We start from the raw sequence: 25,483 nt of genomic DNA on the forward strand, positions 1-25,483 counted from the left end.
CTGCGTGAACACGCTCCATGAACCCGCGGCCGAGCGTGCGACCTTAAGCCGGGGCACATCTCGCGAAAGCAGCTTACTTGCAGCGATTTTGCCAATGTCCGTGGACTTTGACTTTGTGGCAGACGCGATGGTGTTCGTCGGCGGAAGCCGATGCGATCATGCCGAAGGTTACGGCGACGGTTACGAGAGCGAGCAAGGCGTGTTTCATGGTGTGTCCTGTTAGCGGGTGGAGTGGGCGATGTTACACGAGCTACCCTACAGACAGATGACAACTGAGCGGGCCATGCTGATGGCGGTTTATGGGCTGCTTGTGGCCGTTGCTAAGCGACTCGCTATTTTCCGATACAGAACCGACTAAAAATCACGCCCAACAAATCGTCGGAACTGAATTCCCCTGTAATCGTATTGAGCTGCGTTTGCGCGAGTCGCAACTCTTCGGCGAATAAATCCAGTGCCTGTGCGTTCTGCTGCGCTAATGCGGCGGCCGTGGCGAGATGTTCACTCGCCGCGCGCAACGCAATCAAATGGCGCTCACGTGCCAGATAGAGACTCTCCGTTCCCGTCTGCCATCCCGCCAATCTGAGTAACTCTTCACGCAGCAAGTCGATCCCGGAGCCGAGCTTCGCTGAAAGTCTGACCTCCGAAGCGCCATCGGCCGCATGATGGATGGCCGGCTCAGCGCCTAGCAAATCCGTTTTGTTCAACACTCGCACCACGGGCACGCCGGCGGCGAACCTAGCCGCTATTTCCGGGTCGCCGGTAGTCTGGCCGATACGCGCGTCGAGCAAATGCAAAATCACATCGGCCCGCTCGATTTCCTGCCACGTGCGCGCGATGCCGAGCCGCTCGACTTCGTCTTCGGTATCACGCAGCCCGGCCGTATCGATGATGTGCAGCGGGATGCCTTCGATCTGGATGGTCTGCGCGACCTTGTCACGCGTAGTGCCTGCAATCGGCGTCACGATTGCCAGCTCCGCGCCGGCTAGCGCGTTGAGCAGCGACGATTTGCCGACGTTGGGCTGCCCGGCCAGAACGACCGAAAGGCCTTCGCGCAGCAATGCGCCGTGGCGCGCATCGCTTTGCACCCGGGCGAGATCGGCACGTATGGATGCCAACTTGCCCCGTGCGTCGGCGGCTTCGAGGAAGTCGATTTCCTCCTCGGGAAAGTCGAGCGTGGCCTCGACGAGCATGCGCAACGTAACGAGCGCTTCCACCAGCGCGTGGATCGCGCGCGAAAAAGCACCGTCCAGCGAACGACCGGCCGAGCGCGCTGCGGCTTCAGTGCTGGCTTCGATCAGATCGGCGACGGCTTCGGCTTGCGCCAGATCCAGCTTGTCATTCAAGAAAGCGCGGCGCGTAAATTCACCGGGCTCCGCGAGCCGGACACCCAAGCCGCGGCCGGCTTCCAAGCAGCTTTGCAGCAGCAATTGCATCACTACCGGGCCGCCATGCCCCTGAAGTTCGAGCACATGCTCACCGGTGTAGGAATTCGGTCCCGGAAAATAGAGTGCAATGCCACGATCGAGTGTTTCGCCACGCGCATCGAGAAACGCGGTGTAGACGGCTTGGCGTGGCGCCAGCGCTTGTCCGCATAGAGACTGGATCACATCGAGCAGCGCGGCGACCGGCGCGGCGCCGAATGAAACGCGCACTACGCCGATACCGCCCCGGCCGGGAGCAGTGGCAATAGCGGCAATCGGGTCTCGGTCTGCGATCACGGAGGACATCGCCCACATGGGGCATGCAATTAAGAAAAAAAACGCTGCCAGAAGGGAGCCCCTGGCAGCGTGGATTGTAATGCATCGATGATACGGGTGCTTGTGCTGCTACGGCTGGTCGCAGGCCGGTATGCTTCTGGCCGCAGTTGAAGCATTAGCACTCTAGATCTAATTAGATTCTTTTTTTGTTCGTTATCCTATATATTTGAGATAGAAATCGAGATTCTTCTTGCTCCGTGACCGACCTGACTGTTGTCGAGGTTTAACTTGTATGGTTGTTTTTCGAATCCCGAGAACTTCGCCGGTGGCGCTCCCATTTCTGAGAAGCCACAGCAATTTACTGCTATCAGGAAGTCGCGGTGCACTGCATGTTCGAAATCGATCTTAACTTGGATGGACTAATAAGTAAACCAAGCGAGATATAAATATCTTTTTCGGTTGCTGGCCCCATGTAACACGCACTGCAAAATCGGCGCATGCCTACAGATCTCGAAAAAGCGGCTTTCGCCAAGCGCCTGCGCTTCGCACTCAATCGTAACGCTGACCCCGTGAAGGGCGCTACGGAATTGGCGTTGCGCTTCAACTTGCGGCACCGCCTTGGTGCCCCAGTGTCGCCTCAGACCGCTCACAAGTGGTTGTCCGGACGATCCATTCCTACCAGCGACAAGATCGATACGCTTGCCACATGGCTAAATGTCAGCGCGCACTGGTTGCACTATGGGCCAGCGCCGACTCATGTCATTGAAAAGGCCGAAAAAGAGGCCAGACAGAAGCAGCATCAGTACCCGGTTTCGACTGAAACGCTGACGCTCGCGGAAAAGATCCAGTCGCTCGCGCCGCATCAGCGCTATTTGGTCGAAGAATTGGTGACGCAATTCTATGGCGCCGAGCCGGATGAATAAGGGGGCGGAAAACCTGCTTCAGAGGGGGCGGAAAACCTGCCTCAGGCCGACTTCAGAGCCTTCGCTGCGTCCTGGCGCGCAGCGCGCTCCTGCGCGTAGGAGCGGCTCAATTCGGGCTTCAGCTCTTCGCGTCTCAATGGTTCACCACAAGCCTCGCAGACGGTACCGATCCCGGTATCGTGGCCACAGGTGAGATGGATATAGCGCACCGCAACGTCCTCGTCCGGTGACTTGCACCACGTCTCACCCCATTCCCGCAGCGCCAGAATGACAGGGTAGAACGCGCGCCCCATCTCCGTGAGTTCGTACTCGTAGCGGGGCGGCTTATCCATGTAGCGGTTGCGCTGAATCATGCCGTCCGCTTCAAGCCGTTTGAGGCGAGTCGAGAGCATCTGCGGTGTCGCCTGTGACTGCGCCAACAGGCTATCGAACCGTCGATTGCCCATGAACAGTTCTCGCACGAGCAGGACAGCCCAGCGGTCACCCATCACAGCCTGAGAACGTGCGACCGGGCACAGCGTGTCATTCACATCGGGCAATGCGGCCATTCGAACCTCCCTCGGAATCAAAATGCCTTTTAAATATGATAATCATATTTATTGTAGCACCCTATCACCTTGTAGCGCAGGTGCGAGGTGCACGCGACCTTGCGTTCGCGTCGCGCAGTCGTAAATAAATCTACGACGCGCTTGACAGTATGATTTTCATAGTTATATAGTTGAGGCTCTTATTCAGACATCGAAGGAATCCAGCATGACCAAGATCGAACAAGTCCTCTTCTCAGGCAACAGCCACGCCACGGTCAATCACGACCCCAATGTCCCGCGCGGTGAGTACGGCGCCCTCGACCTCGAGCTGTCAGCACCCGGCGGTGACAGCCGCGAGTTCATCGGCACCGGACTGCACCCGAGAGCCGAGCAGTTGTTTTCGGGCGCGTGGTCGGCCTGTTACATCAGCGCGTTCGAGATCGCGGCCTCGATGAAGAAGGTCACACTGCCGCTCGACTATTCCGTAGACATCCAGGTCAGCATTGGGTCGGTCGGTGCCGGGCACTGCCTCGGCGCCCAGTTCACCATCCGCGCGCCCGGTCTGGCAACGGAAGTGGTCGAGGCAATCGCGCACTTGGCCCATGAAATCTGCCCGTACTCGAAGGCTGTGCACGGCAACATCGAGGTCGGCCTGAACGTCGTCACCGTGTGATAGGTCAACGCAAGATTGTCATCCAGACCCAATTAACACGTATGCGATGAGATCTTATCCGATTGATATCGCTGCATCTACGCCCATCACGCAACGCGTGCGATCACGTCGTCTGCAATTTAAAGCCGCTTAACACTTTTATTTACGAAGGAATCCATCATGGAAAAGATCGAAAAAGTACTCGCCTCAGGCAACTCCCACGCCACGGTCAATCGCGACCCCTCTCTTCAGAGCGGGGAGTTTGGCGTGTTCGACCTCAAGCTGACAGCGCCCGGCGTTGAAAGCATCGAGTTCACCGCTACCGAACCGCACCCGACAGCCGAGCAGTTGTTCGCGGGTGCTTGGTCGGCCTGTTACACCACAGTATTCGGGAAGGCGGCCGAGCTGAAGAAGGTCACGCTGCCGCCTGACTTTTCCGTGGACATCCAGGTAAACATTGGGCAGACCGGCCCCGCGTGGTTCCTCGGCGCTCAGTTCAACGTCCGCGTGCCGGGTCTGCCAACGGAAGTTGTCGAGAAAATCGCGCACCTGGCCCATCAGATCTGCCCGTACTCGAAGTCTGTGCGCGGCAACATCGAGATCAGCACGAACATCGTCACGGTGTGATGCTGGGTCGTCGCGCATCTCTGTTCCTCATGCGCGACGGTCACGGCATCGAGCGGGTCATGGTTTATTTACTAAGGAAGGAAGAAGCAATGTTCAGTCATGTAGTGCTCGGTACCAACGACCTGAAAAAAGCAAAGCGTTTCTACGATGCCGTGCTGGGCGCACTCGGCTATGCCGAAGGTCTCAGCGACGACAACGATCGGCGCCGGCGTTATGTCTATCGCGCCGACACGGGGCTTTTCATCATCACCCAGCCGCTCGATGGCCAGCCGGCTACCCATGCCAATGGCGGAACGGTCGGCTTTACCTGCCAGTCGAGCGGCCAAGTTGATCACTGGCATGCCGCCGGGGTCGCCCATGGCGGTCTATCGGTCGAGGCCCCGCCCGGAGTGCGCGAGGTCCCGTCCGGCAGCCTGTATCTCGCCTATCTGCGCGATCCAGATGGCAACAAAATCGGCGCCCTGTATCGCATGCCGGCCTGACTCGAATGCCGCGGTGGCCCAAGCCGCGGTAGCGCAGCATTCGTAACATCGCGATATACGCCTTTCCTTGTGAAACAGCAGTCTTTAGCGAAAGAGGATGCAGATGAAATCCACGGATCAAACGACACCCGCAAACCGGATGCTCACAGGCTACCTGTGCTTTGCGGTCTATTCCGCGAACCTGGCGTTCGGCAAGGCATACAAGCCTATCCTCGAGGAGCTTGGGCTCACTTATACGCAATACGTCGCGATCATTGCGTTGTGGGAGGAAGACAACCAGACCGTCGGCGGTCTGGGCGAGAAGCTGTTTCTCGAATCCAACACGCTCACGCCGATGCTGAAGAAACTCGAAGCGATGGGTTATCTGGAAAGGCAGCGCGATCCCGAAGACGAGCGCCAAGTGCGGGTTAGTCTCACGGAGAACGGTCGAAAGCTGCGCGAAAAAGCCTTTAACAGGGATCTCGCCGGGGCGACTGGCCTCGCGCCGGACGAGTTCACGAAAGTGCAGAAGGCGATCGTGACGCTGCGGAACAATCTCATCAGGTCAGTCCAAGCCGGCGAATAAGCACTGGATTGTCCGCGCGAGCTGGAGTCGGAGAAGACCGTCTTGCTGATCACGCACAGCACTTCAGAATCCGTATTCCTGTCCGACCCGGTGACCGGCCGTCGCGTTCGCTGATCAAGCGTTGAGTCGGTAAGCATCGATTCGCAGTCGCTCATACGATGCCCGGTTCGGGCTTTACTTTTCCGGCTTCGGCAGCAGCTTGATGCTATCTGCCGCCGGCGGCTTCGGCAGCGAATCCAGATACGCATGGATGTCGCTTAGATCCGCGTCGCTCAGGATCTTTTCTGAGAACGGCGGCATTGCTCCGGAGGGCGTGCGCACATAATAGGCAAACGCCTGGTAGGGATACAGATTGACCGCAATGGCCGGCCCCACTCCGCCTTGCCCGACCGTGCCGTGGCACAGGTAGCAGCCATCTTTCAGGAAATGCTCGTGGCCGCGCTGAATGGTGTCGGACGTTTGCGCAAGCGCCGGCGTCAGCAGGGCGCACGACGCGGTAAGTGCGAGCGCCAGCGAAACAGTCCTCTTGAAAACGTTCAAAGCGGTTCCCCTAACGCGGTTGCGTGACGACATCGATCAGCGCCGGATGGCCGCTCTTGACGACAGCCAGTGCGCGGTCGATTGCCGGACCTAGCGCGGAGGGATCGGTGACCGGCCCTTCCGCCCAAACGCCCATGCCCTTCGCGACGGTAGCGAAATCGACGTAAGGCTTCTCGATCAGTGTCCCCAAGCGCCAGCTCTCAGGGTTGCGATCGCGCCGCGTCGCCATCCGCTGGATGTGCATGGTTTCCTGATGCCACGCGCGGTTGTTATGCATGATCGTCAGTAGCGGAATCTGGTGATGCGCCAGGGTCCATAACATCGAGGGCACCATCAGCAGATCGCCGTCCGGTTGGATATTGACCGCAATGCGCCCGGTGCCTTTGCACGCGAGCGCCGCACCGGCCGCGGCCGGAAAGCCATAGCCGATGCCGTAACCCCCCGAGCCGCCCATGAACTGCTCGTACTCGGTGAAATCCCAGAGCCGTTGAGGCCAATAGCTTTCAAATTGCGGCTGCGAAACCAGCGACCACTTCTCGTGCCGGATCCGTGCCCAGATTTCCTGGCACAGCCGCGCGGTGCTGATCGGCGTGGCGTCCCATCCCACAGCGGCGGCGTTTCGCGCAGTCTCGCGCATCTTCAGGTGCGCCGCCTGCATGGCCTGCTTGCGCGCGTCGAAACCGCTCGGTTGTCCCGCGCGGCGAATCGCTTCGATCAGTGGGGGTACCGTCGCCTGTGCGTCCCCGCCGATCGGCAGGTCAGCCGCGAGATAGCGCTGTACGTCGCCATAGCTCGACTTGGAATACATATAGGCGTCGCTGATGCTGATCACCTTGGCGTCCGGCTGGATCAGCCGTTTCGCCGCGCGCCCGGGCGTATCGGAGACCGTATTCGTCAGGCCCCACAGGTCGCCCACTTCGAGCGCAAGGATGACGTCCGCCTCGTCGATCAGGGCCCTGCGCCGCGCTGTGTGATTCAAGTAATGGGTCGTGGGGAAATTCATCCGGCCGTACAGATCGATGACCGGTGCGTTCAACGACTCGGCGAGCTGCGTCAGTTGCAACACGCCGTCCTGTGAATGCACAGCGCGGTCGACCACGATGACAGGATTCTGCGCGGCTACCAGCCATTTGGCCGCCAGCGCCAGCGCGGTCGCGTCCCCTACAGGGGGCGCGACGTCGACCAGTTTGGGGATGCGCAGCTGCTGCGCTGTTTCGATCGGGTTCTCCTGCAGCTCGCCATCGGTGACGATCAGCACCGGCTCGCGCGGCGCAGTCGTCGCCACCATTCGGGCGCGCATGAAGCTTTCCGCATAGTGCTGCAGCGATGCGGGGGCGTCGTCCCATTTGACGAAGTCGCGCACAATCGAGCCTTCATCGACGGCGGTGTGGATCCAGTCGACCCCAGGCAAACGCTTCGCCGCATCCGCCGTATTACCCGCCAGCACGATCACCGGCACGCGGTCGCACCAGGCGTTGTAAATCGCCATCGACGCATGCTGCAGGCCGACCACGCCGTGAACCATGCTCGCCATCGGCTTGCCCGCCATCTTGGCGTAGCCATGCGCCATCCCTACCGCCCCTTCCTCGTGGCAGCAGACGATCATTTCCGGCGCCTTGTTGCCGCCATAATTGATGATCGATTCCTGCAGGCCGCGCAGTGCCGAGGAGGTCATCATCGACACATACTCGATGCCCGCGCTGCGCATCACATCGACCATGAAGTCCGAACCCGGATTGCGTACGTGCCCTTTCGGAACTTCATCGGCAAGCGTGCCCATGGTTTCGGCGGCGATCGTTCTCGACGACGGCTCAATCGGTGCCGCGGCGGCCGGTTTGTCCTCGGCCGATGCGCCGACGATAGTGGCGGCGCTAGTGGCCCCGGCTACGCCGGCCGCGCCCGCGGCCAATGCGCCTTTGATGAAGCCTCGCCGGCTGGGACCGCCCATTTGCGTTTTCTTTCTATCCACCGCTTTCACCTTTTGTGTCAAAACGTTTCGGATTACGCGCGCGCCGCGGACATGCGGCGCGGGGCCCCGAGGTTTAGAAGAAGTGATTGATACCGACAGACACGCCAGTCTGGCTGGGACGGGTGGATGGGTTCAGCACCACGTTGGTGATCTCACCGCCCTTGAACTTCGTATAGTCGACGTCCGTATACAAAGTGGTTTGCTTCGAGAGGGCGTAAGTCACACTGAGGATGGCGACGTCCTTCCTGCCGCTGACCCCCGAAGTCACATTCGCGTTGTCGTAATAGGCGGCTACGATCTGGGTGAACGGATTGACCTGATAGCGGGCGCCGCCCCACAGGTATTGGTTTCTCACCGAGCTGAAGGAGTTCGGCGCGGTCTGAATGTTGTTCACCCAACCGCCCAGCACGGTCACGGGCCCCAGTGTATAAGTGCCGCCCGCAGTGTATTGGTCGTCACCATAAAAAGGACCCGTACCCGTAACAAGCTGATTTGCCTTGTGCGTGTAACCGACACCGAATTTCAACGTCGGCGTCCGATAGTTGAACCCCACTGCACGGGTCGAACCGTCGTTGACACTGCCGGCATTGCCGCCCAGCGCAAGTTCCGCGCGCAATATCATCGGACCGAAATTGCCCGTGTAGTAGATATCGTTGTCGTCCCGGCCGGTATTGCCGTCGGTCAGCGCCGTCGCTTCGGTAATGCTCAGGTACTTGAAGTTGAACGGCTCGAAGTCATCGATCAGGTAATGCTGCAGCGTGAATTGATGGCCTACGTCGACCCGGCCCCATGCGCCTGCCAGACCGACCGTCGCCCGCCGCTGGAACTCGATGTTGGTGGTGTTGTTGTTAGCCCCCGTGGAAAGGACATAACCCGATTCCAGGTTGAACACCGCCTTCAGACCGTCGCCCAGGTCTTCAACGCCTTGCAAACCCCATCGATTCGATTCGAAAACCCCGTTCGACGCCATCGTCAGCGCCGCACCGCCGGCTTTGGTGCCATTCACCAAATTCCGCAAACCGCCGTCCAGCGAGCCGTACAGCGTCACGGAACTTTGCGCATGCGCCGCACCCGTGCAAAGGCCCAGTACCGCCAGCACGGACAGCGTGCTCATGGAGAACTTGTGGACCGTTGCCGGGAAATCTTTATTTACCTTATTCTTCACGTCCCCTCCGTATTGCTTCGTTGTCTTCAATCGGAATCGTTTTGGTATGGATTACTAAATTTGCAAGCGATGAAAAAGAAACTGTCAAGCCCGGGTTTGAACTGATTCCGGTAGATCACCCCCTGCACTACGAACATCGCATCTTTAAATAGGCGTACCCGACCGAAGCCGGGTCAGCCCTGATTGAATGTCACTTATCGTCGTTGAAGGCCGAAATAGGCGTGAGCCACTGGCAGCGCGACAGACGGAAACCGGGTGTCCCCGCCGTTATTGTTGCCACCGCGCGTATGTATTGCGAGTTGCTCATGCTGCCGTCTCCTTGCCGATCTTTTTCTTCCGATCAAACGCCTATTTCCATTGGCACATGTCGGCACGGTAACGTCCGTTGCCGAGAGTATATTCCGTAATACAATGATATTGCAATACGTATGATATCTGGCTGGGTGATAGGCAGAGGCTTACGTGATAGGCGAAGGGATTGCGTAATCGGCGGATGCAGTGGGCGGACAGGAATGCCGACGGGGCGCGCCCAATAGTTGCGGACGGAATGCCGGCCAGCTTCAGGGTGAAGCGGCCTCTTGATGTGGTCTGATCGAGGGCACCGCAGGGCGGCAGCGGTCGAAGCAGTCAGGGCGCCTCGAACTGCCGCCATTCATCGATGCCGCGGCGCCTGCAGGCAGGCGCCGCCCGACACGTCAGCGAGATCCGCCGTCAGTGAATATCCGCGAGCACATCGACCGCGAGTTTCTCGGCCTGCTCGACATGGCGTTTGCACGCGTTCCCGGCTTCGGTCGCATCATTGCGCATGACCGCGTCGACGATCGCCGAAATTTCGGCGTAGCTCTGTTCGAGCCGCCCGGTGTGAGACAGCGTAGTCGCACGCAGCATCATTACTCGCGTATGGATGAGCCGCAGCATCTCCGTGAGCACTGGATTACCTGCCCCGTCGAGTATCACATCGTAGAACTGCGCCTTCTGCCTCAGGAACAGCAGGGTCACGTCCTCCGCCTTCATGTCCTTGATCGCCGCAAGCTCCTTCAGCCCCTGGACGAGCGCCGCCCGCTGATCGGGCGTCGCGCGCTCAGTGAATTGCCGCCCGGCCAGCGCTTCCAGCGCCGCGCGCACTTCATACAGTCCCTTCGCTTCGTCCTTGGTGATGACCGCGACGATGGGCCCCTTGTGCGGAATGATCTGCACAAGACCTTCGGCCACTAACTGACTTAATGCCTCGCGGACCAATGTCCGGCTCACGCCCAGCATTTCGCACAGTTCGCGTTCGATCAGCCGGTCGCCCGGCTTGAACGTCAGATCACTGATGGACAGGCGCAGCCCTTCAATTACCTGTTGACGCAACGTCGCAGCCGGACGGACAACTCGTCGGTTCGTATCCATTCCTTCCTTCGTTGTTCATTATCTAGATGGCAGGCATTCGTCGGCCATTTCTCGTCATACATTCACATTGGCAGCGCATCACCAGGTGCGCGTACTGTAAGTGATTATACAATCCTACAACTCTTTCAGCCATGGCTCTCAAGAGGATTTCCATGCAAGTTGAGTGATACCGCATGCGTGAGCATGCACTTCTGACACACCGTTTTACGCTGGGTTGCGCACCGGCTCCAGTGCGTCGAAAAGTTTTCTGACGTGGGGTGCCAGCCTTTGCGAAGACCGGCAGACGAGTTGCAACTTCCGCCTGGACCAATCCTCGTCGAGCGATACGATCGAAAACGCCAGCGCGCCACTGAGCCGGCGGGTCGTGGATTCGGGCACCAGCGACACGCCTACACCTGCTGCCACCATATGGCACACGGCCTCGAAGCTCTCGACCTGGATGCGAAACTGGATGGTTTGCCCAAGCAGCAGGGCGGTCTTCGAAACGTATTGCTGATGGGATGACCGTTCGTTAAGCCCGATGTAATTCCATTCGAGGACCTGATAGAAGCGCACTGCTTTCGCGCGCGCCAGTGGATGATCGTTGGGTACGATCACGACGAGCCTGTCTTCGCGAAACGGCACGACCTCGAGGCTACGCGTGTTCACTAGCCCGACGATGATCCCCAGGTCGGCGAGACCTTCGTCGACCGCCCGCACGGTTTCGGGGCTCGTATGCTCCTCGATTTCCACGTTGATCTTCGGGTGTTCGACCAGGAAGTGTGGCAGCAGCGAGGGCAGATATTCGTGGATTGCGTTGGTGTTGGCGAACAGGCGAATGTTCCCACGCGTCCCCTCGCCGAACTGGGACAAGTCTTGCCGCAACCTGGCTGTCTCGCGCAGGATCGCGATCGTCCTGGTCAAAAACACTTCGCCCGCGGGCGTGAGTTCGACACCGCGGCTGCGGCGCACGAATAGTCGCGCGTCTACCGACTCCTCGAGGCTCTTGATTCGTGAACTCGCCGCGGCAACCGCGATCGGCAGACTCTCCGCCGCCTTGGTGAGGTTGCCGCAGGCAGCCACTGCCGCAAACAATCGTAGATCTGTCAAATCGAAACGCATCTAGGCCTCCGCTTCCTGTCGACTCGGGTTGGCGCTTTAGCGCTTACTCGGTTCCATGCAAGATCATTGCTATCGCGATGAATTCGCCGATCGCGAACGCTCGCTCAATGAAATAGTGACACACGCCTATCCACCAAGTACACAATTTCATCGATCTGCATCAGGCTCGTTGACCTCAGTCGAGCGTTTTCGGAAGGCCGTGTGCATTCCACAAAAATATCTGGAGAAGCAACACGATGGCATGGAAAGCAATGGCCCGGGTTACCGACGTAGAACCGGGCGCAGTGAAAGCCTGTCGGGTCGACAACGTTCCGCTGGCACTGTACAACCTCGACGGCGAATTCTTCGCGACCCACGATATCTGCACTCATGCGCATGCGTGCCTGTCGGACGGATATCTTGAAGACGGCACGATCGAGTGCCCCCTGCACCAGGGCGTATTCGACGTGCGCACGGGTAACGCGGTCTCGGGCCCGGTCGATACCAATGTCAAGACTTTCGCTGTGCGTGTGGAAGGCGACGACGTCCTCGTGGACATGGATTGACGCCTCATGAATTCAATCCATGGCATGAACCCTCATCGGCCCGGGAGGTGCGGCGCATGAAACAGCGAGTCATTATCATCGGTGCTGGCCAGAGCGGGGCCCGGACGGCAGCGGCGCTTCGCAAGCAGGGAAGTACGGACGAGATCTTACTGATCGGCGACGAAGTCGAACTGCCCTACGAGCGGCCACCTTTATCCAAGGATATCCTTGCCGGGGCACCCCTTTCGGGTACCGTCATTTTTCCATCGGAGTACTACGCGGAACACGACATCGATGTGCGCGTCGACACACGCGTCAGCGCGATCGAGCCGGCCTCGCAGCAGATCGTGCTCGCAGATTCGTCGCGGCTCGCCTATGACCAACTCGTGCTGGCGACGGGCGTGCGGGCGCGACGGCTCGATATCCCTGGTGCGGAGCTAGACGGTGTGCTGACGCTGCGCACGGCGCAGGACAGTACACGACTCTGCGCGCGCCTGACGCCGAACGCGAGGATCGTGGTTCTCGGCGGCGGTTTTCTGGGCCTGGAGATCGCCGCGGCAGCCGTCAAGCGGGGATGTGCGGTGACGGTCGTCGAGAGCGCAGCAGTGCTGCTCGGCCGGATTCTCGGCGGATTTCTCGGTGAGAGCCTCGCCAAGCTACACCGTTCGCATGGCGTCGATATCCAGACGAATGCGCGTATCAAGGCAATTGAAGGCCAGGGATCGGTCAGCGCCATCATGCTTGAAGATGGCACAACGATACCCGCAGACACCGTCGTGGTCGCTGTCGGGGCGCTCGCCAACGACGCGCTCGCGAGAGCGGCGGGTGTCGAATGCGCGGATGGTGTGCTGGTCGATGCTCATACACGGTCCTCGGTAGACGGAATTTACGCGGTCGGGGATGTCGCTCGCCAGCGTGAACGGTGGTCTCTGATGGGCGTTCGCCTCGAATCATGGGAAAACGCGGAATTGCAGGCGCAGACCGCGGCGCGCACGATTCTCGGTGTACCTGTAACCGCTGACGCGGCCCCTTGGTTCTGGACCGATCAATACGATCAGAACATCCAGGTCCTCGGTGGTTGCGAGCCGGACGATGCGGTCGTGATGCGGGGCGATGCCGCTGCACCGTCGTGGTGTGCGTTCTTCGTGCGCCGCGGCCGGCTACACGGCGCAGTGTTGATGAATGCGGGGCGTGAGCGTCGTATCGTCAGGCAGATCATGGATGCGCGGCAGATCGTTGATTGCGGCGCGCTCGGCGACCTTGCCCGTCCATTGAAAAGTCTGGTTGCCACCTGATTTGACGTGACGATCGACGCACGCGGCGCCCCGCTCTGAAAGCCGGTCGAACGTCCGGATACCGCCCGTTCGACAATCGATATCCCGTTTCGCCGTATATCGAAGTAGTAATAAATAAGTGATCCTAAATTAATGGAGATAAAGCATGCAGATTGAAATAAAACAGGTCGACCGACCCGCGTCGCCTTGCGCCACACCGGCTAACGTCGAACGCACCTGGCCCGAGGAAGGAAACTCGCGCATTCCATTCTGGGTCTATAGCGACCCGGAAGTCTATCGTCTCGAGAAGGAGCGAATCTTTCTGGGGCCGAACTGGTCGTACGTGGCACTCGAGTGCGAGATCCCGAACGCTGGCGACTACAAGCGCAGCTTTGTCGGCGATATGCCGATCGTCGTCGTGCGCGACACCGACGGCAGCGTCAATGCTTTCGCCAACAGTTGCGCGCATCGTGGCGTCGCGTTCTGCCAGAGCGATTCTGGCAACACCAAGTCTTTTACCTGCCCTTACCACCACTGGAGCTATGACCTGAAGGGCAACGTCACGGGGCTGCCTTTCAAGCGTGGCTACAAGGGCAAGGGTGGCATGCCGAAAGACTTCGACGTCACCGAACATCGCGCCCGCCCGCTTGTCGTCACGATCCGCAACGGGGCGGTCTTCGCATCGTTCGACGCCAGCGTCGAATCGTTCGAGGACTACATGGGCCCTAACATGCTCCAGTATTTCGACCGTGTCTTCGATGGCCGCCGGCTCGAATTGCTCGGCTATATGCGGCAACGGATCGATGGCAACTGGAAGCTGATGTTCGAAAATCTCAAGGACCCGTACCACGCTAGCCTGCTGCATGTGTTCTTCGTCACCTTCGGTCTGTTCCGCATGGATGCGAAATCGGCGATCGAAATGGACGACACCGGACGGCATTGCGCAATGGTCAACCGACGCGCGGGCGTACTGGAAGCTGAAGCCGCACGCGAAATGAGCCAGACCCTGCGCGGCGATATGAAGCTCAAGGACACGCGGGTGCTGGACCTGATTCGCGAGTTTCCCGGCGATGTGACGGCGGTCATGAGCACCGTTTGGCCCAACCTGATTCTTCAGCAACAGTCGAACACGCTGGCGATGCGCCATATCGTGCCGCATGGCCCGGGACAACATGACCTGCACTGGACATTCTTCGGCTACGCGGATGACACGCCGGAAATGCGTGCGCACCGGATTCGCCAGGCGAACCTGATGGGCCCGGCAGGCTTTGTTTCAGTCGACGACAGCGAGGTGATGGTGATGTCGCAAGAGGGCACGACGCCTTACAACGAGCGGGCGGGCATCGCCGAAATGGCAGGCCGTACCGTCGAGGACCACGATCACACGATTACCGAAGTGGCCGTTCGCGGCCTGTATCAACACTATCGCAAGGTCATGGGACTATGAACACATTTGCTCATCTGGCCGCACCGGCAATTTCCGTCGAAACGCGCTTTGGCATCATGGACCTGTACGACGCCTATAGTGCCGCGCTCGACGAAGGCCGTTACAGCGACTGGGCCTCGTTCTTTACCGACGATGCGGTTTACCGGCTCGTGCCGAAGGAAAACTACGACCGCAACCTGCCCATCGCGATCATCTATTGCGACGGAAAGGGGATGATCGAAGACCGTGCATTTACGACCGTCGAAACGACCATTGCCCAACCGCGATCGCTACGGCACTTCGTGACGGGCATCGCGGTTCGCGAGGTCGTAGAGGGGGGCTATGAGATCGGGGCGAATTTCTTGGTCGTCCAGACCATGCTTGACCGGGGCACGGAAATCGTGATGTCGGGTCGCTATGTCGACCGCGTCGTTCTGGATGGCGAGAGATTATTGTTCGCAAGAAAGACCTGCGTGTCGGACACGCTTCTTTACCCGACCTCGGTCGTGGCGCCGGTGTAGGCTGGCAACCTGCCCAAGGTCGCGCTAGTTGCCTGCATGTGCAAGCGCCTGACCATGCTTAATGCCATGGTCAGGACCAATACGCCTTGGGACGATACGCTTCATCGAACTTGTCTGCGAAGACGGTTACTCAGTCATGGCCGCCCGAGGCTTCACGCACTGGCGTTTCAGGCTTCACGCCGCCGCGCCGGTTAGCGAAGGTGCGCTCGCCGGTCTCGCGCCAACCGCCAGAGGTGGCCGCCTCTGCATACTCATCCCAGCGCTTGTCCCAGTCGCCCAGATGATAGCCGTGCCATGGCGACCGCGGAGTAAGGTGGGGAAGTTGCAACTCTTCCCAGATCTTGCGCGCGGCGGTCATGTATTTCTCCGTCGGCAGAGCCAGCGGCGGCATATCGTGCTTGAGCGTCGCGTCGATCAGCAGCGTACTTTCGAGTGGCGCACGGCCGGACTTCGGGCCATGCCCGCTGGTGCGATAGGGCGTCACATGCACGTCATGCGTGAAGTCGGAGCGATAGGCCAGCGACCAGAAGACGGCATCGGCATTTTCCGGGTCAATATCCTCGGAGACGGCGACGACCATCTTGCCGCACTGCGCCTGGAGCGTCGCGACCCCCTGCATGCCGCGCCAGACTTCTGCCTGTGGCGTGCCGCGTGCAAACTGGACGAAGATCACCTTGCGCAGGTTGGTCAGCGGCTCATGCATCACCACCCGCTTGACGCCGCGTACACCCATCGTCTTCTGCAGATGCTCGAGGAACAGCGGCTCATAGGCCACCTTCTTCATCACAGAGCTTTCGCTGGGCGTCACCTGGCTGATGATCGAAACGAAGACAGGCTTCTTCTTCATCGTGATCGCGGTGACGTGCATCGACATGTTGTAGTCTTCGAGCGCGATATGGCCGTGGCTCTCGCCGAACGGGCCTTCGGGCTCCAGTGCATCCGTGTCGATCAGGCCTTCAATCACGATCTCGGCGTCGGCAGGGACGAGGAGATCGATGGTCTTGCAGCGCACCACGTCGACTGCCGCGCGCATCAGGCCGCCTGCTACCTCCATCTCGTCCTGGTCGATCTGGAGCTTCTGCGGCCCGGTGAACAGCACGGCCGGCGCGCAGCCCAGCACGATGGCGCAGGGCATTTGCTGGCCCTTGGCGCGATATTTCTCCCAGTGGAGATAGCCGCCGGCCCCTGACAGGCGACTCGCCATGCGCACGCCCAGTCGGTCCTCCGCCTTCAAGGCGGCGCGGTAGGTGCCCATGTTCTGCACGCCGCTCTCGGGATCCCGGGTCACGCAGAGCGTCGCGGTGAGATAGGGCGCCGCGTCGAAGCCAGGCGTGGAGACCGGCACCGGCAGGATGGACAAGCCCTTGTGCTTGAGCGCGTCGCCGGTGATCACCACCTCCTGACAGGGCGCCTTCTCCACCATCACCGGCGGGATGGGCTTGGCAATCGCCTCCATCCAGACCTTGCCGATCTGCTCGACCGGTAGGCCGAGGCCGGTGGCGTAGATCTCCGGCGAGGCGGCGAGGCCGCCGATCAGCACCGGGATGTCATAGGTATGGCCTTCGCCGTCGACCACGTTGGTGAACAGGAAAGCGCGGCGCTGATCTTCGTCTAGCCCGCCTTGGAACTGCCAGCGCGCTAACGGGTGCAGCTCCGTATCCTTGTTGATCGGCCGGTCGATGCGCGTGAGCAGACCCTTGGCTTCCAGTCGGGCGATATGCTCCTGCAAGTCGCGCGGGGCGCCCAGCGGATCACCGGCGGCAGTTGCGGCGGGCGAAAGATTGTCCATCACACTCTCCTTGGCCGAATGGCGGCCCATAGTTTGAAACAGGATTGGCGCCGAGGCGCCGGAAAAGGTATTGCGCGGGCACATGCTCCGCCCAGCGCAGGTCCAGATAGCAGTCGACGTCTCAGCTCTGACGTGGGGACGGGAGGGGGGATGGGACCGCGCGGGTCCGTCCGGGCAACAGCGCCGAAAAGATCATGAGCGAGGCGACGCCGACAATGACCGGCTGCTTGAGCAACAGGCTCACGACGAGCGGGAGGGCTTTGAACACCTCGGGGTCGATGAACAGACTGCCGAAGCCGAGCATCAGCGAGAAGCCCGTGATCGCGAGCCGCCGCTCGGTCCACTCGACCTCGGCCAGCATCTCGACGCCGTGGACGAAGACCATACCGAACAGCACGGTCGCAGCGGCCGCCAGGATCGGCACCGGCAGTACGACGAAGAGGTAGTCAAGCTTGTTGAAAAAGCCCATGACGACCAGGATAATGCCGGTCGCCATCGTCACCTGCCGTGAGGCGACGCGCGTCGATCGCAGCAGTGCCACATTGGCCGGGTAGGGCACGTTGCTGAACGCGCCGATGCAACTCCCGAGCGCTGAGCCCAGCATCATCGCAAACACACCCCAAGAAAGGCGCGCGGTGGGCATGGCTTCGCCTGTCCATTCGCCGACGACACTCATCAGCGTCATCGTCTGGATGTTGATCGCGACGATGACGAGGAAGAATACCAGCACATATTGGGGGTTTACCGAAAAGCCAAAGGCGAAGAAGTGGGGCAGCACCACCCAGGGCGCCTTGGCCACCATCCCGAAATCGATCGCGTGGAAGCATTCGAAGGTCACCGCGCCTGCGATCAGCGCGATCAGAAGCGCAAGGCGGCGCAGGATGCGAATTTTTGAGATTGCCAGTACCATCAGTACTACCGCCGTCACCAGCCCGGCACCCAGGTTGATCAGCGGGAAGGTCGGGTCGGTGGATTTGCCGAGCCAGTGCGGGAAAGCGAGATCGGCGATCTGCATCATCACGAGCATCACAATCACGCCGGCGATCTCAGGGGTGCGCACTATGCGGGCGAGCAGTGCGATCGCACTCTTCCCGCGTATCGGAACCGACAGCGCACACCAAATCAGCGAGGCGACGCAGAGCGATCCGAAGCCGGCACCGAGACTGCTGCCAGGCATATGGCCGAATGACATCAATGCGGCAAAGACGCCGGCATAAGGGCCAACCACGAGTGGCGCACGGCCGAAGAAACCTGCGATTAGAATCGTCGTCAGGCCGCAGCCGATGAACGTGGCACCGTAGAGGTCCGCCACCATTCCGATCGGAAGGCCGAACGACTTCCCCATAATGCCTGGAAACACAAAGATGCCGGTCATCACGAAGATGTTCTGGAGCCCCATCAGGATCGAGTCCTTGGCGGGGACGTGGCCTCCCGGGAGGACATCGAACATGGCTTCGGTACTGTGCACTTGACTTTCTACGGCGGTGCTAACGTTGGCTTGGCGACTGCCAGCGTGAGGCGATGATGACATTCCGTTTTCCTATGAGAACTCGCGAGTGGACCATTATGTTTGTATGATTGCATGACGGGATTGCGACTGTCAATGGGGTTTGCCCCGGTCAAAAGGGCCACGGCGCAGTGGCGTCCGGCTCTGAAGCTGGGCCGCACTCGCATTCAGCTTCCTCTTCTGGCTGGGCCCCGTGGTCGATTGCTTCGTCGGCGTGGTCGCGGGGATCGTGATCTTCTACGGACTGTCCGGACAGATGCGCGGGGAGGGGATGCGCTCGGCGAATCTGCTACAGGCGGGAACGTATCAGTGCGTTACCGTGGATGCGGGACGTGGCGATCGTGGTGGTTGCCACGGGCATGCGCGAAGGAGAGTTGATCAGAAAGAAAAAACGCCGCTTGAAGAAGCGGCGCGATCTCTTGATTCTTAAGGGAATTCTTTGGTGGGGCGTGACAGATTCGAACTGTCGACCTACGGATTAAGAGTCCGCTGCTCTACCAGCTGAGCTAACGCCCCCACACGAAGAGCGCGATTATAACAGCAAATTTCCACTTTTCGCCAGCCCCCCGAGGGCTTGATTCCTGCCTCGACCGGGCCCTCTAATCGCCTCTTTGGCATGTTCCGCCGGCCCCCGTATCATCTACGGAATGCATCTCCATCTCCCCTCGCAGCAGCTTGCCCCCCAATAGGATCTCCATGGACGAACTCGCCGTCAATCGACTGCTCGACCAGGTTCTGGCCCCTTGGGTCAAACAACTGGGCCTCGTCGCCGGCGACGTCCACGGCACCCAGGCCACGCTGACTCTGCCGTTTTCCGAGCACTTGCGCCACGCCGGTGGCGTGATCTGCGGCCAAGTTTTCATGGCTGCGGCCGATACGGCCATGGTCGTCGCGATTTCCGCTGCGCTGGGCGGTTTCCATCCCATGACCACGGTATCGCTGAACACCAGTTTTCTGCGAGCGGTTCGAGCCGGCGACATGCGAATCACGGCGCGCGTGCTGCGCCTCGGACAGAACCTGGTCTTCGGCGAAGTCGAATTGTTCGATTCAGCGGGCAAACTAGCGGCTCACGCGACCACCACGTACGCGTTGCTCAAAGAGTCCCCCGCCAATGTTTGACCAAGTGGTATTCGCCGGTGGCGGCAACCGCTGTTGGTGGCAAGCGGGGTTCTGGCAAATCGCCGCGGCCGAGCTTGCGATCAAGCCGCAGGTGATTACCGGCATCTCGGCCGGTGCGGCCACGGCCTGCATGCTCTATACCCGCGAGCCACTATGGGTCATGGAGTACTACCGCGAAGCGCTGCGCGGCAACGTTCGCAATGTCTATTGGGGCAATCTGCTGCGCCGCAAGCCGATCCTGCCTCACTACGGCATCTATCGCCAGGCTTTGCTCGACATCTTCAGCGAGCGCTTCGCCGATCTGGCCGATCGCCGCAAAACACCTGAGATCCGAATCGGCGTGTCACATGTGCCGCGCTGGTTGGGCGCTCGAAGCGCGGTTGCGGCAGGCTTGATTGCTTACAACATCGAAAAACATTGGCGCAAGACCTTGCATCCGACGTTGGGACGCGCATTGGGTTTTCGTTCGGAATTCATGAAAGCGGGCGATTGCGCGACCCCGGAGCAATTGGCAGACCTGATCTTGCAATCTTCGTGTACTCCGCCTTTTACGCCTGTATTGCGCCGTGACGGACGCCCGGTACTCGATGGCGGGATGGTGGATAACGTCCCCGTCGGTGCGCTCGATACGACGCCCGGCGACGTGCTGGTGATGGTGACGCGGCTTTATCCGCGACCGCAGCGTTTCGTGCTGCACCACGCCGGGCAGCGACGCGTCTACGTGCAGCCGTCGCGCAAGGTGCCGATTTCAAGTTGGGACTACACGCGCCCGGGGCAGATGCAGCATGCCTACGATCTCGGCATAGAAGATGGCAAGCGTTTCGTCGAAGCGTTGCCACATTTGCTGAGACAAGAATGAACGCGCTGATATGCCGTCGTATTGACGCACGCATCGACGTACTGACGTACTGACGCACTGATGCACTGACCTACGAAATTGAAGCGCGAATCGGTTTGAAGCGCGGACCGGTTCCTAAAAACCGATGCCTAACGTTTCGCTGCAGCCGCTGAATTTGCCACGCTTGCCGTATTGCCCGCCAGAAAATCCAGGATGTTGCGGAACGCGGTGCCGAAGTACAGCTCGTAGCTTTCTCGCTCCACATAACCGATGTGTGGGGTGCAAATCGCATTTTCCAGCCGCAGCAGACCGTGGCCTTGCAAGATCGGTTCGCTCTCGAACACATCGACGGCGACCATGCCTGGTCGTCCCTCGTTCAGCGCCGTAAACAGCGCGTGCTCTGCGACCAGTTCCGCGCGACTAGTGTTAACCAGTAGCGCGCTAGGTTTCATCATGCGCAGGTCCTCAAGCTGCACGGCGGCGCGCGTGTCATCGTGCAGGCGAAGGTGCAGCGTGAGCACATCGCTCTGTTCAAAAAGCGCGGCTTTGCTTTCGGCAACTTCGAAGCCATCCTTGATCGCACTCTCGCGCGACATCTCGCGACCCCAAACCAGCACCTTCATGCCGAACGCGCGACCGTAGCCCGCAATGAGACGACCGATCTTACCGTAGCCCCAAATGCCCAGCGTCTGCCCGCGCAACACCACGCCCATCCCAAAGTTGGGCGGCATGGCGGAGGTTTTCAAACCCGATTGCTGCCAAGCGCCTTGCTTGAGGTGTGCTACGTATTGCGGGATGCGTCGCTGCGCCGCCATGATCATCGCCCACGTGAGTTCAGCGGGCGCTACCGGCGAGCCCGACCCCTCCAGCACCGTAATGCCGCGTGCGGTGCAGGCCTCCATGTCGATGTGGCTGCCGGCCTTGCCGGTCTGACTGATGAGTTTCAATCGCGGCAGCTTGTCGAGCAACTGGGCGGTGATGCGGGTGCGTTCGCGGATCAGCACCAGGGCTTCAACTTCGGCAAGCCGGGTGGCGAGTTGACCTATGCCACGCACGGAGTTGTTGAAGACTTTGACTTCGTGCTCGGCGAGCATCGGGAAACAATCCAACTTGCGTACGAAGTCTTGATAATCGTCAAGAACGGCTATTTTCATAGTGTGCTGGGTGTCGCCTTTGTATTGCGCCGCACAATGGCGCGCAGGTGTCTGAGTGATATCCTAAATCCTTTAGTGATTGTAAGACCTCAAGCGTTCAGTCGTCTTACGCTTTTTTCAATCGTGTGCATTCATAAGACGAACTGCAATAGCAGGCAAGTTCGCAAGGGTGCCGCGACGGCACAGATTTTTTTCCTTGAAGTGGAGACTATTGTGAATCAATCTGACATCACGGGTTTTGCCAAGCTCAATGTCCCGGACTACGTCAAGCACAAAGGCTTGATCGAATGGGTGGCTCGAATCGTGACGCTTACCCGGCCAGCGCGGGTGGAGTGGTGCGATGGTTCGCAAGAGGAATACGATCGCTTGTCAGAACAGATGGTTAAGGCCGGCATGCTGATCAAGCTCAATCCTGCGAAGCGGCCTAATTCCTATTTGGCGTGTTCGGATCCGTCCGATGTGGCGCGGGTGGAGGACCGCACCTTTATCTGCTCCGCGCAACGCGAGGATGCCGGACCGACCAACCACTGGGTCGCCCCGGACCAGATGCGTGAAACGCTCAACGGTTTGTTCGAAGGCTCAATGCAGGGCCGCACACTCTACGTAGTGCCGTTTTCGATGGGGCCGCTGGGCTCGCCGATTGCGCACATCGGTGTCGAGTTGAGCGATAGCCCTTATGTGGTTACCAATATGCGCATCATGACCCGTATGGGTCGCGCGGTGTACGACGTGCTCGGTGAAGATGGCCCGTTCGTGCCATGCGTGCATTCGGTGGGTGCGCCATTGCCCGACGGCCAGAAGGACGTTCGTTGGCCATGCAACGATACCAAGTACATCGTGCATTTCCCGGAAACCCGCGAGATCTGGAGTTTTGGTTCCGGCTATGGCGGCAATGCGCTGCTAGGCAAGAAATGCTTTGCGCTGCGTATCGCCTCCAACATGGGACGCGATGAAGGCTGGCTCGCAGAGCACATGCTGATCCTGGGCGTGACCTCGCCCGAGGGCAAGAAGTATCACGTGGCGGCGGCGTTCCCGTCGGCCTGCGGCAAGACCAACTTCGCCATGCTGATTCCGCCGCAAGGCATGCAGGGCTGGAAGGTCAGCACGATCGGCGACGATATCGCCTGGATCAAGCCGGGCAAGGACGGTCGCCTGTATGCGATCAACCCCGAAGCCGGCTATTTCGGTGTCGCACCGGGTACCAGCGACAAGACCAACCTCAATGCGATGGCTTCGTTGAAGGAGAACGTCATTTTCACCAACGTGGCATTGACCGACGATGGCGATGTCTGGTGGGAGGGCATGACCGATACGCCGCCTGCTCACCTGAAGGATTGGCAGGGGCATGACTGGACCCCGGAGATCGCCCGGGAAACCGGCGCCAAGGCCGCGCATCCGAACGCTCGCTTTACCGCGCCGGCCGCTCAATGCCCTTCGATCGACCCCGATTGGCAGAACCCTGCCGGCGTGCCGATCGACGCGTTTATTTTTGGCGGCCGCCGCTCGACCACCGTGCCGCTGGTGACCGAGGCGCGCGATTGGGTCGAAGGGGTTTATATGGCGGCCACGATGGGCTCCGAAACCACGGCCGCCGCCGCCGGGCAGCAGGGGGTGGTGCGGCGCGATCCATTCGCGATGCTGCCGTTTTGCGGCTACAACATGAGCGATTACTTCAACCATTGGCTCAAATTGGGTGAAAAGCTGCAAAAATCGGGCGCGGTGCTGCCCAAGATCTTCTGCGTTAACTGGTTCCGCAAAGGCGCCGACGGCAAATTCGTGTGGCCCGGCTTCGGCGACAACATGCGCGTGCTGGCCTGGATGTTGGGCCGTATCGAAGGCCGGGCGGGTGGCTCAGAGCACGTGACGGGCGTGTCGCCGCACTATGCCGACGTCGACTGGACCGGTAGCGATTTCACCGAGCAGCAGTTCGACCAGGTGATCAGCGTCGATAACAGCGCGTGGCGTGACGAATTGACGCTGCATGAAGAATTATTCGAAAAATTGAAAAATCGTATGCCAACGGCCCTGATCGACGTCAAATCCAGGCTGGAGGCGCGCCTGAAAGTGTAAATTTTTATAACTCCTTGATTACAAGAATATTTCAGGGGAATGCCAGACGCAAACATGCCACCCATCGCGGTGGCATGTTTTTTTTGTCGACTTGACATTGGACTAACTCACAAAGTGGTTTTTGCTCTGTTTTTGGCAATAATCTGCAGAAAAAACGCCGCATAGCAGCATTTTTGATTGGTTTTCGATGCCCACGTAATGAGCAGAAATATAAAATCGGCCATAGTTGGCTAAAGGGCGTGGATCGGGCCGCATCGAGCAGGAATTTGCTGAACGTAGGAGAATCTCACTATTGCTTCTTTGCAGCATTTGAGCTTAGCAAAGAAGACGCTACGTTTTGAGGAGTTCCCAGATGGATCATTTACAGTCGATGCGCGTGTTCGTCAAAGTGGCCGATTTAGGTAGTTTCGCCAAGGCTGCAACGCAACTGGATATATCCAATGCCGTAGTCACCCGCCATGTCGCCGATCTCGAAAGCAGGCTGGGTACGCGGCTGATGAACCGCACAACGCGCAGTTTGTCGCTGACCGAATCGGGCCAGGTGTACCTGGAGAAGGTGCGCGTCATTATCGACGAGCTCGAGGATGTCGAGCAGATGGTGCTGGAGCGCACCCACGATCCCGTGGGAACCTTGCGCATCGCCGCGCCGGTGGTGTTCGGGTTGCATAACTTGGCGCCCGTGATCAACGACTACATGAAGAAGTATCCGCTGGTGGTGCCCGATGTCAGTCTGGTTGACCGTGAGGTGGATCTGGTTGAAGAGGGTTTCGACGTCGGCATCGTGATTGCGCGTTTCGTGCGCAGCGCGAGCATCGTGTCGCGCCGTCTGACCACGGGCTGCATGGTGGTGTGCGCAACCCCCGATTACCTCGAGGAGCATGGCACGCCGCTCGTGCCCGAGCAGCTCCTGGAACACCCGCACCTAAGCCTGCCGGCGGAGTTCTGGGGTGACGAGCGCGTTTTCGCCGGTCCGCAAGGAGAGGTGCGCGTGCGCCTGCATAACCTGATGCGTGCCAACAATACCGAAATGCTGCGACAAATGACGCTGCACGGCGCGGGTATTTCGATACTGCCGAGTTATTTGATCGGGCGCGACATGGCCCGCGGCAAGCTGGTGCGCCTATTGCCGGATTTCCAGTTGCCGCCGGTCGAGGTGAACATCGCCTATCCGAGCCGCCGTCACTTGCCGGCCAAGGTGCGTACTTTTATCGATCACTTGGTTGAGCATTTCAGCAAGACTCCGAACGGCATGCTGGGTGAACAATGGCTCAAGGATGGCACGCGTGCGTCGGTCGCCGCGGCACCCGTGGAAGAAGCCAATTTGGCTACGCCTCGTGACCGTGCTGCGGCTTCGGCTGCCGCGGCCGCAGCAGCCGCGTTCGAGTATCCGGTGCCCTTCGACGGGTTGGATGAGTCGCCGCGAGCACTGTCAGTCGATGCGCTCGACGCGATGCCGTCGTCGCTGGTCAGTGGGCCCGTACGCTCCGGCAAGAAGCCGGTGACGGGGTTGCGCAGGGCGGCCGCGACGCCCGCGTAGTGGCGAGCGGTAAGGCGCGTCTGCCACTTGGTGCGAGATAGGCGATGAAACCCGCACCAAGGTAAAAATAAAATGCCCCGTCTT

The 25,483-nt window shown here is 59.8% G+C and carries 23 protein-coding genes, 1 tRNA gene and 1 pseudogene; 14 read left to right on the plus strand and 11 right to left on the minus strand.

All coding sequences use genetic code 11. The annotated features are described in order from the left end of the window. Positions 1-332: 332 nt before the first annotated feature. Positions 333-1,727, minus strand: coding sequence for a tRNA uridine-5-carboxymethylaminomethyl(34) synthesis GTPase MnmE (gene mnmE / locus GSQ77_RS05415; RefSeq protein ID WP_158899829.1), 1,395 nt, complete (start codon positions 1,725-1,727; stop codon positions 333-335). Between the two features lie 467 nt (positions 1,728-2,194). On the opposite strand from mnmE, the gene GSQ77_RS05420 reads away from it, so the two are divergent. Next, entirely contained in the window at positions 2,195-2,620 is a 426-nt protein-coding gene (locus GSQ77_RS05420; protein WP_158899831.1) for a transcriptional regulator, read from the plus strand. A 41-nt stretch (positions 2,621-2,661) separates the two neighbouring features. On the opposite strand, the gene GSQ77_RS05425 is transcribed toward GSQ77_RS05420, so the two are convergent. Beyond that, positions 2,662-3,168, minus strand: coding sequence for a helix-turn-helix domain-containing protein (locus GSQ77_RS05425; RefSeq protein WP_158899833.1), 507 nt, complete (start codon positions 3,166-3,168; stop codon positions 2,662-2,664). Between the two features lie 205 nt (positions 3,169-3,373). Between GSQ77_RS05425 and GSQ77_RS05430 the strand changes: the two genes are divergently transcribed. From GSQ77_RS05430 to GSQ77_RS05445, 4 genes are all read left to right on the plus strand, one after another. Further along, entirely contained in the window at positions 3,374-3,820 is a 447-nt protein-coding gene (locus GSQ77_RS05430) for an OsmC family protein (RefSeq protein ID WP_158899835.1), read from the plus strand. A gap of 159 nt (positions 3,821-3,979) precedes the next feature. Beyond that, positions 3,980-4,426, plus strand: coding sequence for an OsmC family protein (locus GSQ77_RS05435; protein ID WP_158899837.1), 447 nt, complete (start codon positions 3,980-3,982; stop codon positions 4,424-4,426). A gap of 89 nt (positions 4,427-4,515) precedes the next feature. After that, positions 4,516-4,908 (plus strand): VOC family protein, encoded by a 393-nt coding sequence (locus GSQ77_RS05440; RefSeq protein ID WP_158900468.1) that lies wholly within the window; start codon positions 4,516-4,518, stop codon positions 4,906-4,908. Between the two features lie 103 nt (positions 4,909-5,011). Continuing rightward, entirely contained in the window at positions 5,012-5,473 is a 462-nt protein-coding gene (locus tag GSQ77_RS05445; protein ID WP_158899839.1) for a MarR family winged helix-turn-helix transcriptional regulator, read from the plus strand. Between the two features lie 174 nt (positions 5,474-5,647). Here GSQ77_RS05445 and GSQ77_RS05450 read toward each other — a convergent pair whose 3' ends face one another. From GSQ77_RS05450 to GSQ77_RS05470, 5 genes are all read right to left on the minus strand, one after another. Continuing rightward, positions 5,648-6,013: a cytochrome c gene (locus GSQ77_RS05450; RefSeq protein ID WP_158899841.1), complete on the minus strand. Its 366-nt coding sequence runs from the start codon at positions 6,011-6,013 to the stop codon at positions 5,648-5,650. A 10-nt stretch (positions 6,014-6,023) separates the two neighbouring features. Then, positions 6,024-7,982 carry a thiamine pyrophosphate-binding protein gene (locus tag GSQ77_RS05455; RefSeq protein WP_254067456.1) on the minus strand — a complete coding sequence of 653 codons (1,959 nt, stop codon included), beginning with the start codon at positions 7,980-7,982 and terminating at the stop codon, positions 6,024-6,026. Positions 7,983-8,055: 73 nt separating this feature from the next. Beyond that, positions 8,056-9,147 carry a porin gene (locus GSQ77_RS05460; protein ID WP_254067457.1) on the minus strand — a complete coding sequence of 364 codons (1,092 nt, stop codon included), beginning with the start codon at positions 9,145-9,147 and terminating at the stop codon, positions 8,056-8,058. 711 nt (positions 9,148-9,858) lie between these two features. Further along, positions 9,859-10,539, minus strand: coding sequence for a GntR family transcriptional regulator (locus GSQ77_RS05465; protein WP_158899843.1), 681 nt, complete (start codon positions 10,537-10,539; stop codon positions 9,859-9,861). Between the two features lie 204 nt (positions 10,540-10,743). Continuing rightward, a complete protein-coding gene (locus GSQ77_RS05470) occupies positions 10,744-11,640 on the minus strand; it encodes a LysR family transcriptional regulator (protein WP_158899845.1) in 897 nt (298 codons plus the stop codon). Between the two features lie 236 nt (positions 11,641-11,876). On the opposite strand from GSQ77_RS05470, the gene GSQ77_RS05475 reads away from it, so the two are divergent. The 5 genes and pseudogenes from GSQ77_RS05475 to GSQ77_RS05495 all read left to right on the plus strand — a co-directional run. Then, positions 11,877-12,185: a non-heme iron oxygenase ferredoxin subunit gene (locus GSQ77_RS05475; RefSeq protein ID WP_158899847.1), complete on the plus strand. Its 309-nt coding sequence runs from the start codon at positions 11,877-11,879 to the stop codon at positions 12,183-12,185. 56 nt (positions 12,186-12,241) lie between these two features. Beyond that, positions 12,242-13,459 carry an NAD(P)/FAD-dependent oxidoreductase gene (locus GSQ77_RS05480; protein ID WP_158899849.1) on the plus strand — a complete coding sequence of 406 codons (1,218 nt, stop codon included), beginning with the start codon at positions 12,242-12,244 and terminating at the stop codon, positions 13,457-13,459. A gap of 145 nt (positions 13,460-13,604) precedes the next feature. Continuing rightward, positions 13,605-14,885, plus strand: coding sequence for an aromatic ring-hydroxylating dioxygenase subunit alpha (locus tag GSQ77_RS05485; protein ID WP_158899851.1), 1,281 nt, complete (start codon positions 13,605-13,607; stop codon positions 14,883-14,885). Further along, a complete protein-coding gene (locus GSQ77_RS05490; RefSeq protein WP_158899853.1) occupies positions 14,882-15,385 on the plus strand; it encodes an aromatic-ring-hydroxylating dioxygenase subunit beta in 504 nt (167 codons plus the stop codon). Before GSQ77_RS05485 ends, GSQ77_RS05490 begins: the two co-directional genes overlap by 4 nt. Then, a pseudogene (locus GSQ77_RS05495) lies at positions 15,386-15,493 on the plus strand (IS110 family transposase); the annotation flags it as partial. Between the two features lie 22 nt (positions 15,494-15,515). Here the strand turns inward: GSQ77_RS05495 and GSQ77_RS05500 are convergent. The 3 genes from GSQ77_RS05500 to GSQ77_RS05510 form a co-directional block, all read right to left on the minus strand. Beyond that, a complete protein-coding gene (locus tag GSQ77_RS05500; RefSeq protein WP_158899855.1) occupies positions 15,516-17,174 on the minus strand; it encodes a UbiD family decarboxylase in 1,659 nt (552 codons plus the stop codon). 121 nt (positions 17,175-17,295) lie between these two features. Then, complete coding sequence (locus GSQ77_RS05505; protein WP_158899857.1) at positions 17,296-18,642, minus strand: solute carrier family 23 protein; 1,347 nt, start codon at positions 18,640-18,642, stop codon at positions 17,296-17,298. 479 nt (positions 18,643-19,121) lie between these two features. Further along, positions 19,122-19,197, minus strand: a tRNA-Lys gene (locus GSQ77_RS05510). Positions 19,198-19,377: 180 nt separating this feature from the next. On the opposite strand from GSQ77_RS05510, the gene GSQ77_RS05515 reads away from it, so the two are divergent. Beyond that, positions 19,378-19,800, plus strand: coding sequence for a PaaI family thioesterase (locus GSQ77_RS05515; protein WP_158899859.1), 423 nt, complete (start codon positions 19,378-19,380; stop codon positions 19,798-19,800). Then, a complete protein-coding gene (locus tag GSQ77_RS05520) occupies positions 19,793-20,659 on the plus strand; it encodes a patatin-like phospholipase family protein (RefSeq protein ID WP_158899861.1) in 867 nt (288 codons plus the stop codon). Before GSQ77_RS05515 ends, GSQ77_RS05520 begins: the two co-directional genes overlap by 8 nt. Positions 20,660-20,787: 128 nt before the next feature. On the opposite strand, the gene GSQ77_RS05525 is transcribed toward GSQ77_RS05520, so the two are convergent. Beyond that, a complete protein-coding gene (locus tag GSQ77_RS05525) occupies positions 20,788-21,792 on the minus strand; it encodes a D-2-hydroxyacid dehydrogenase family protein (protein ID WP_158899863.1) in 1,005 nt (334 codons plus the stop codon). Positions 21,793-22,005: 213 nt separating this feature from the next. Here GSQ77_RS05525 and GSQ77_RS05530 point away from each other — a divergent pair, with 213 nt between their 5' ends. After that, a complete protein-coding gene (locus GSQ77_RS05530; RefSeq protein WP_158899865.1) occupies positions 22,006-23,862 on the plus strand; it encodes a phosphoenolpyruvate carboxykinase (GTP) in 1,857 nt (618 codons plus the stop codon). 352 nt (positions 23,863-24,214) lie between these two features. Next, positions 24,215-25,399, plus strand: coding sequence for a LysR family transcriptional regulator (locus GSQ77_RS05535; RefSeq protein ID WP_158899867.1), 1,185 nt, complete (start codon positions 24,215-24,217; stop codon positions 25,397-25,399). Positions 25,400-25,483: the final 84 nt, after the last annotated feature.

Source organism: Burkholderia sp. L27(2015) (assembly GCF_009765705.1).
Classification (GTDB): Bacteria; Pseudomonadota; Gammaproteobacteria; order Burkholderiales; family Burkholderiaceae; genus LMUX01.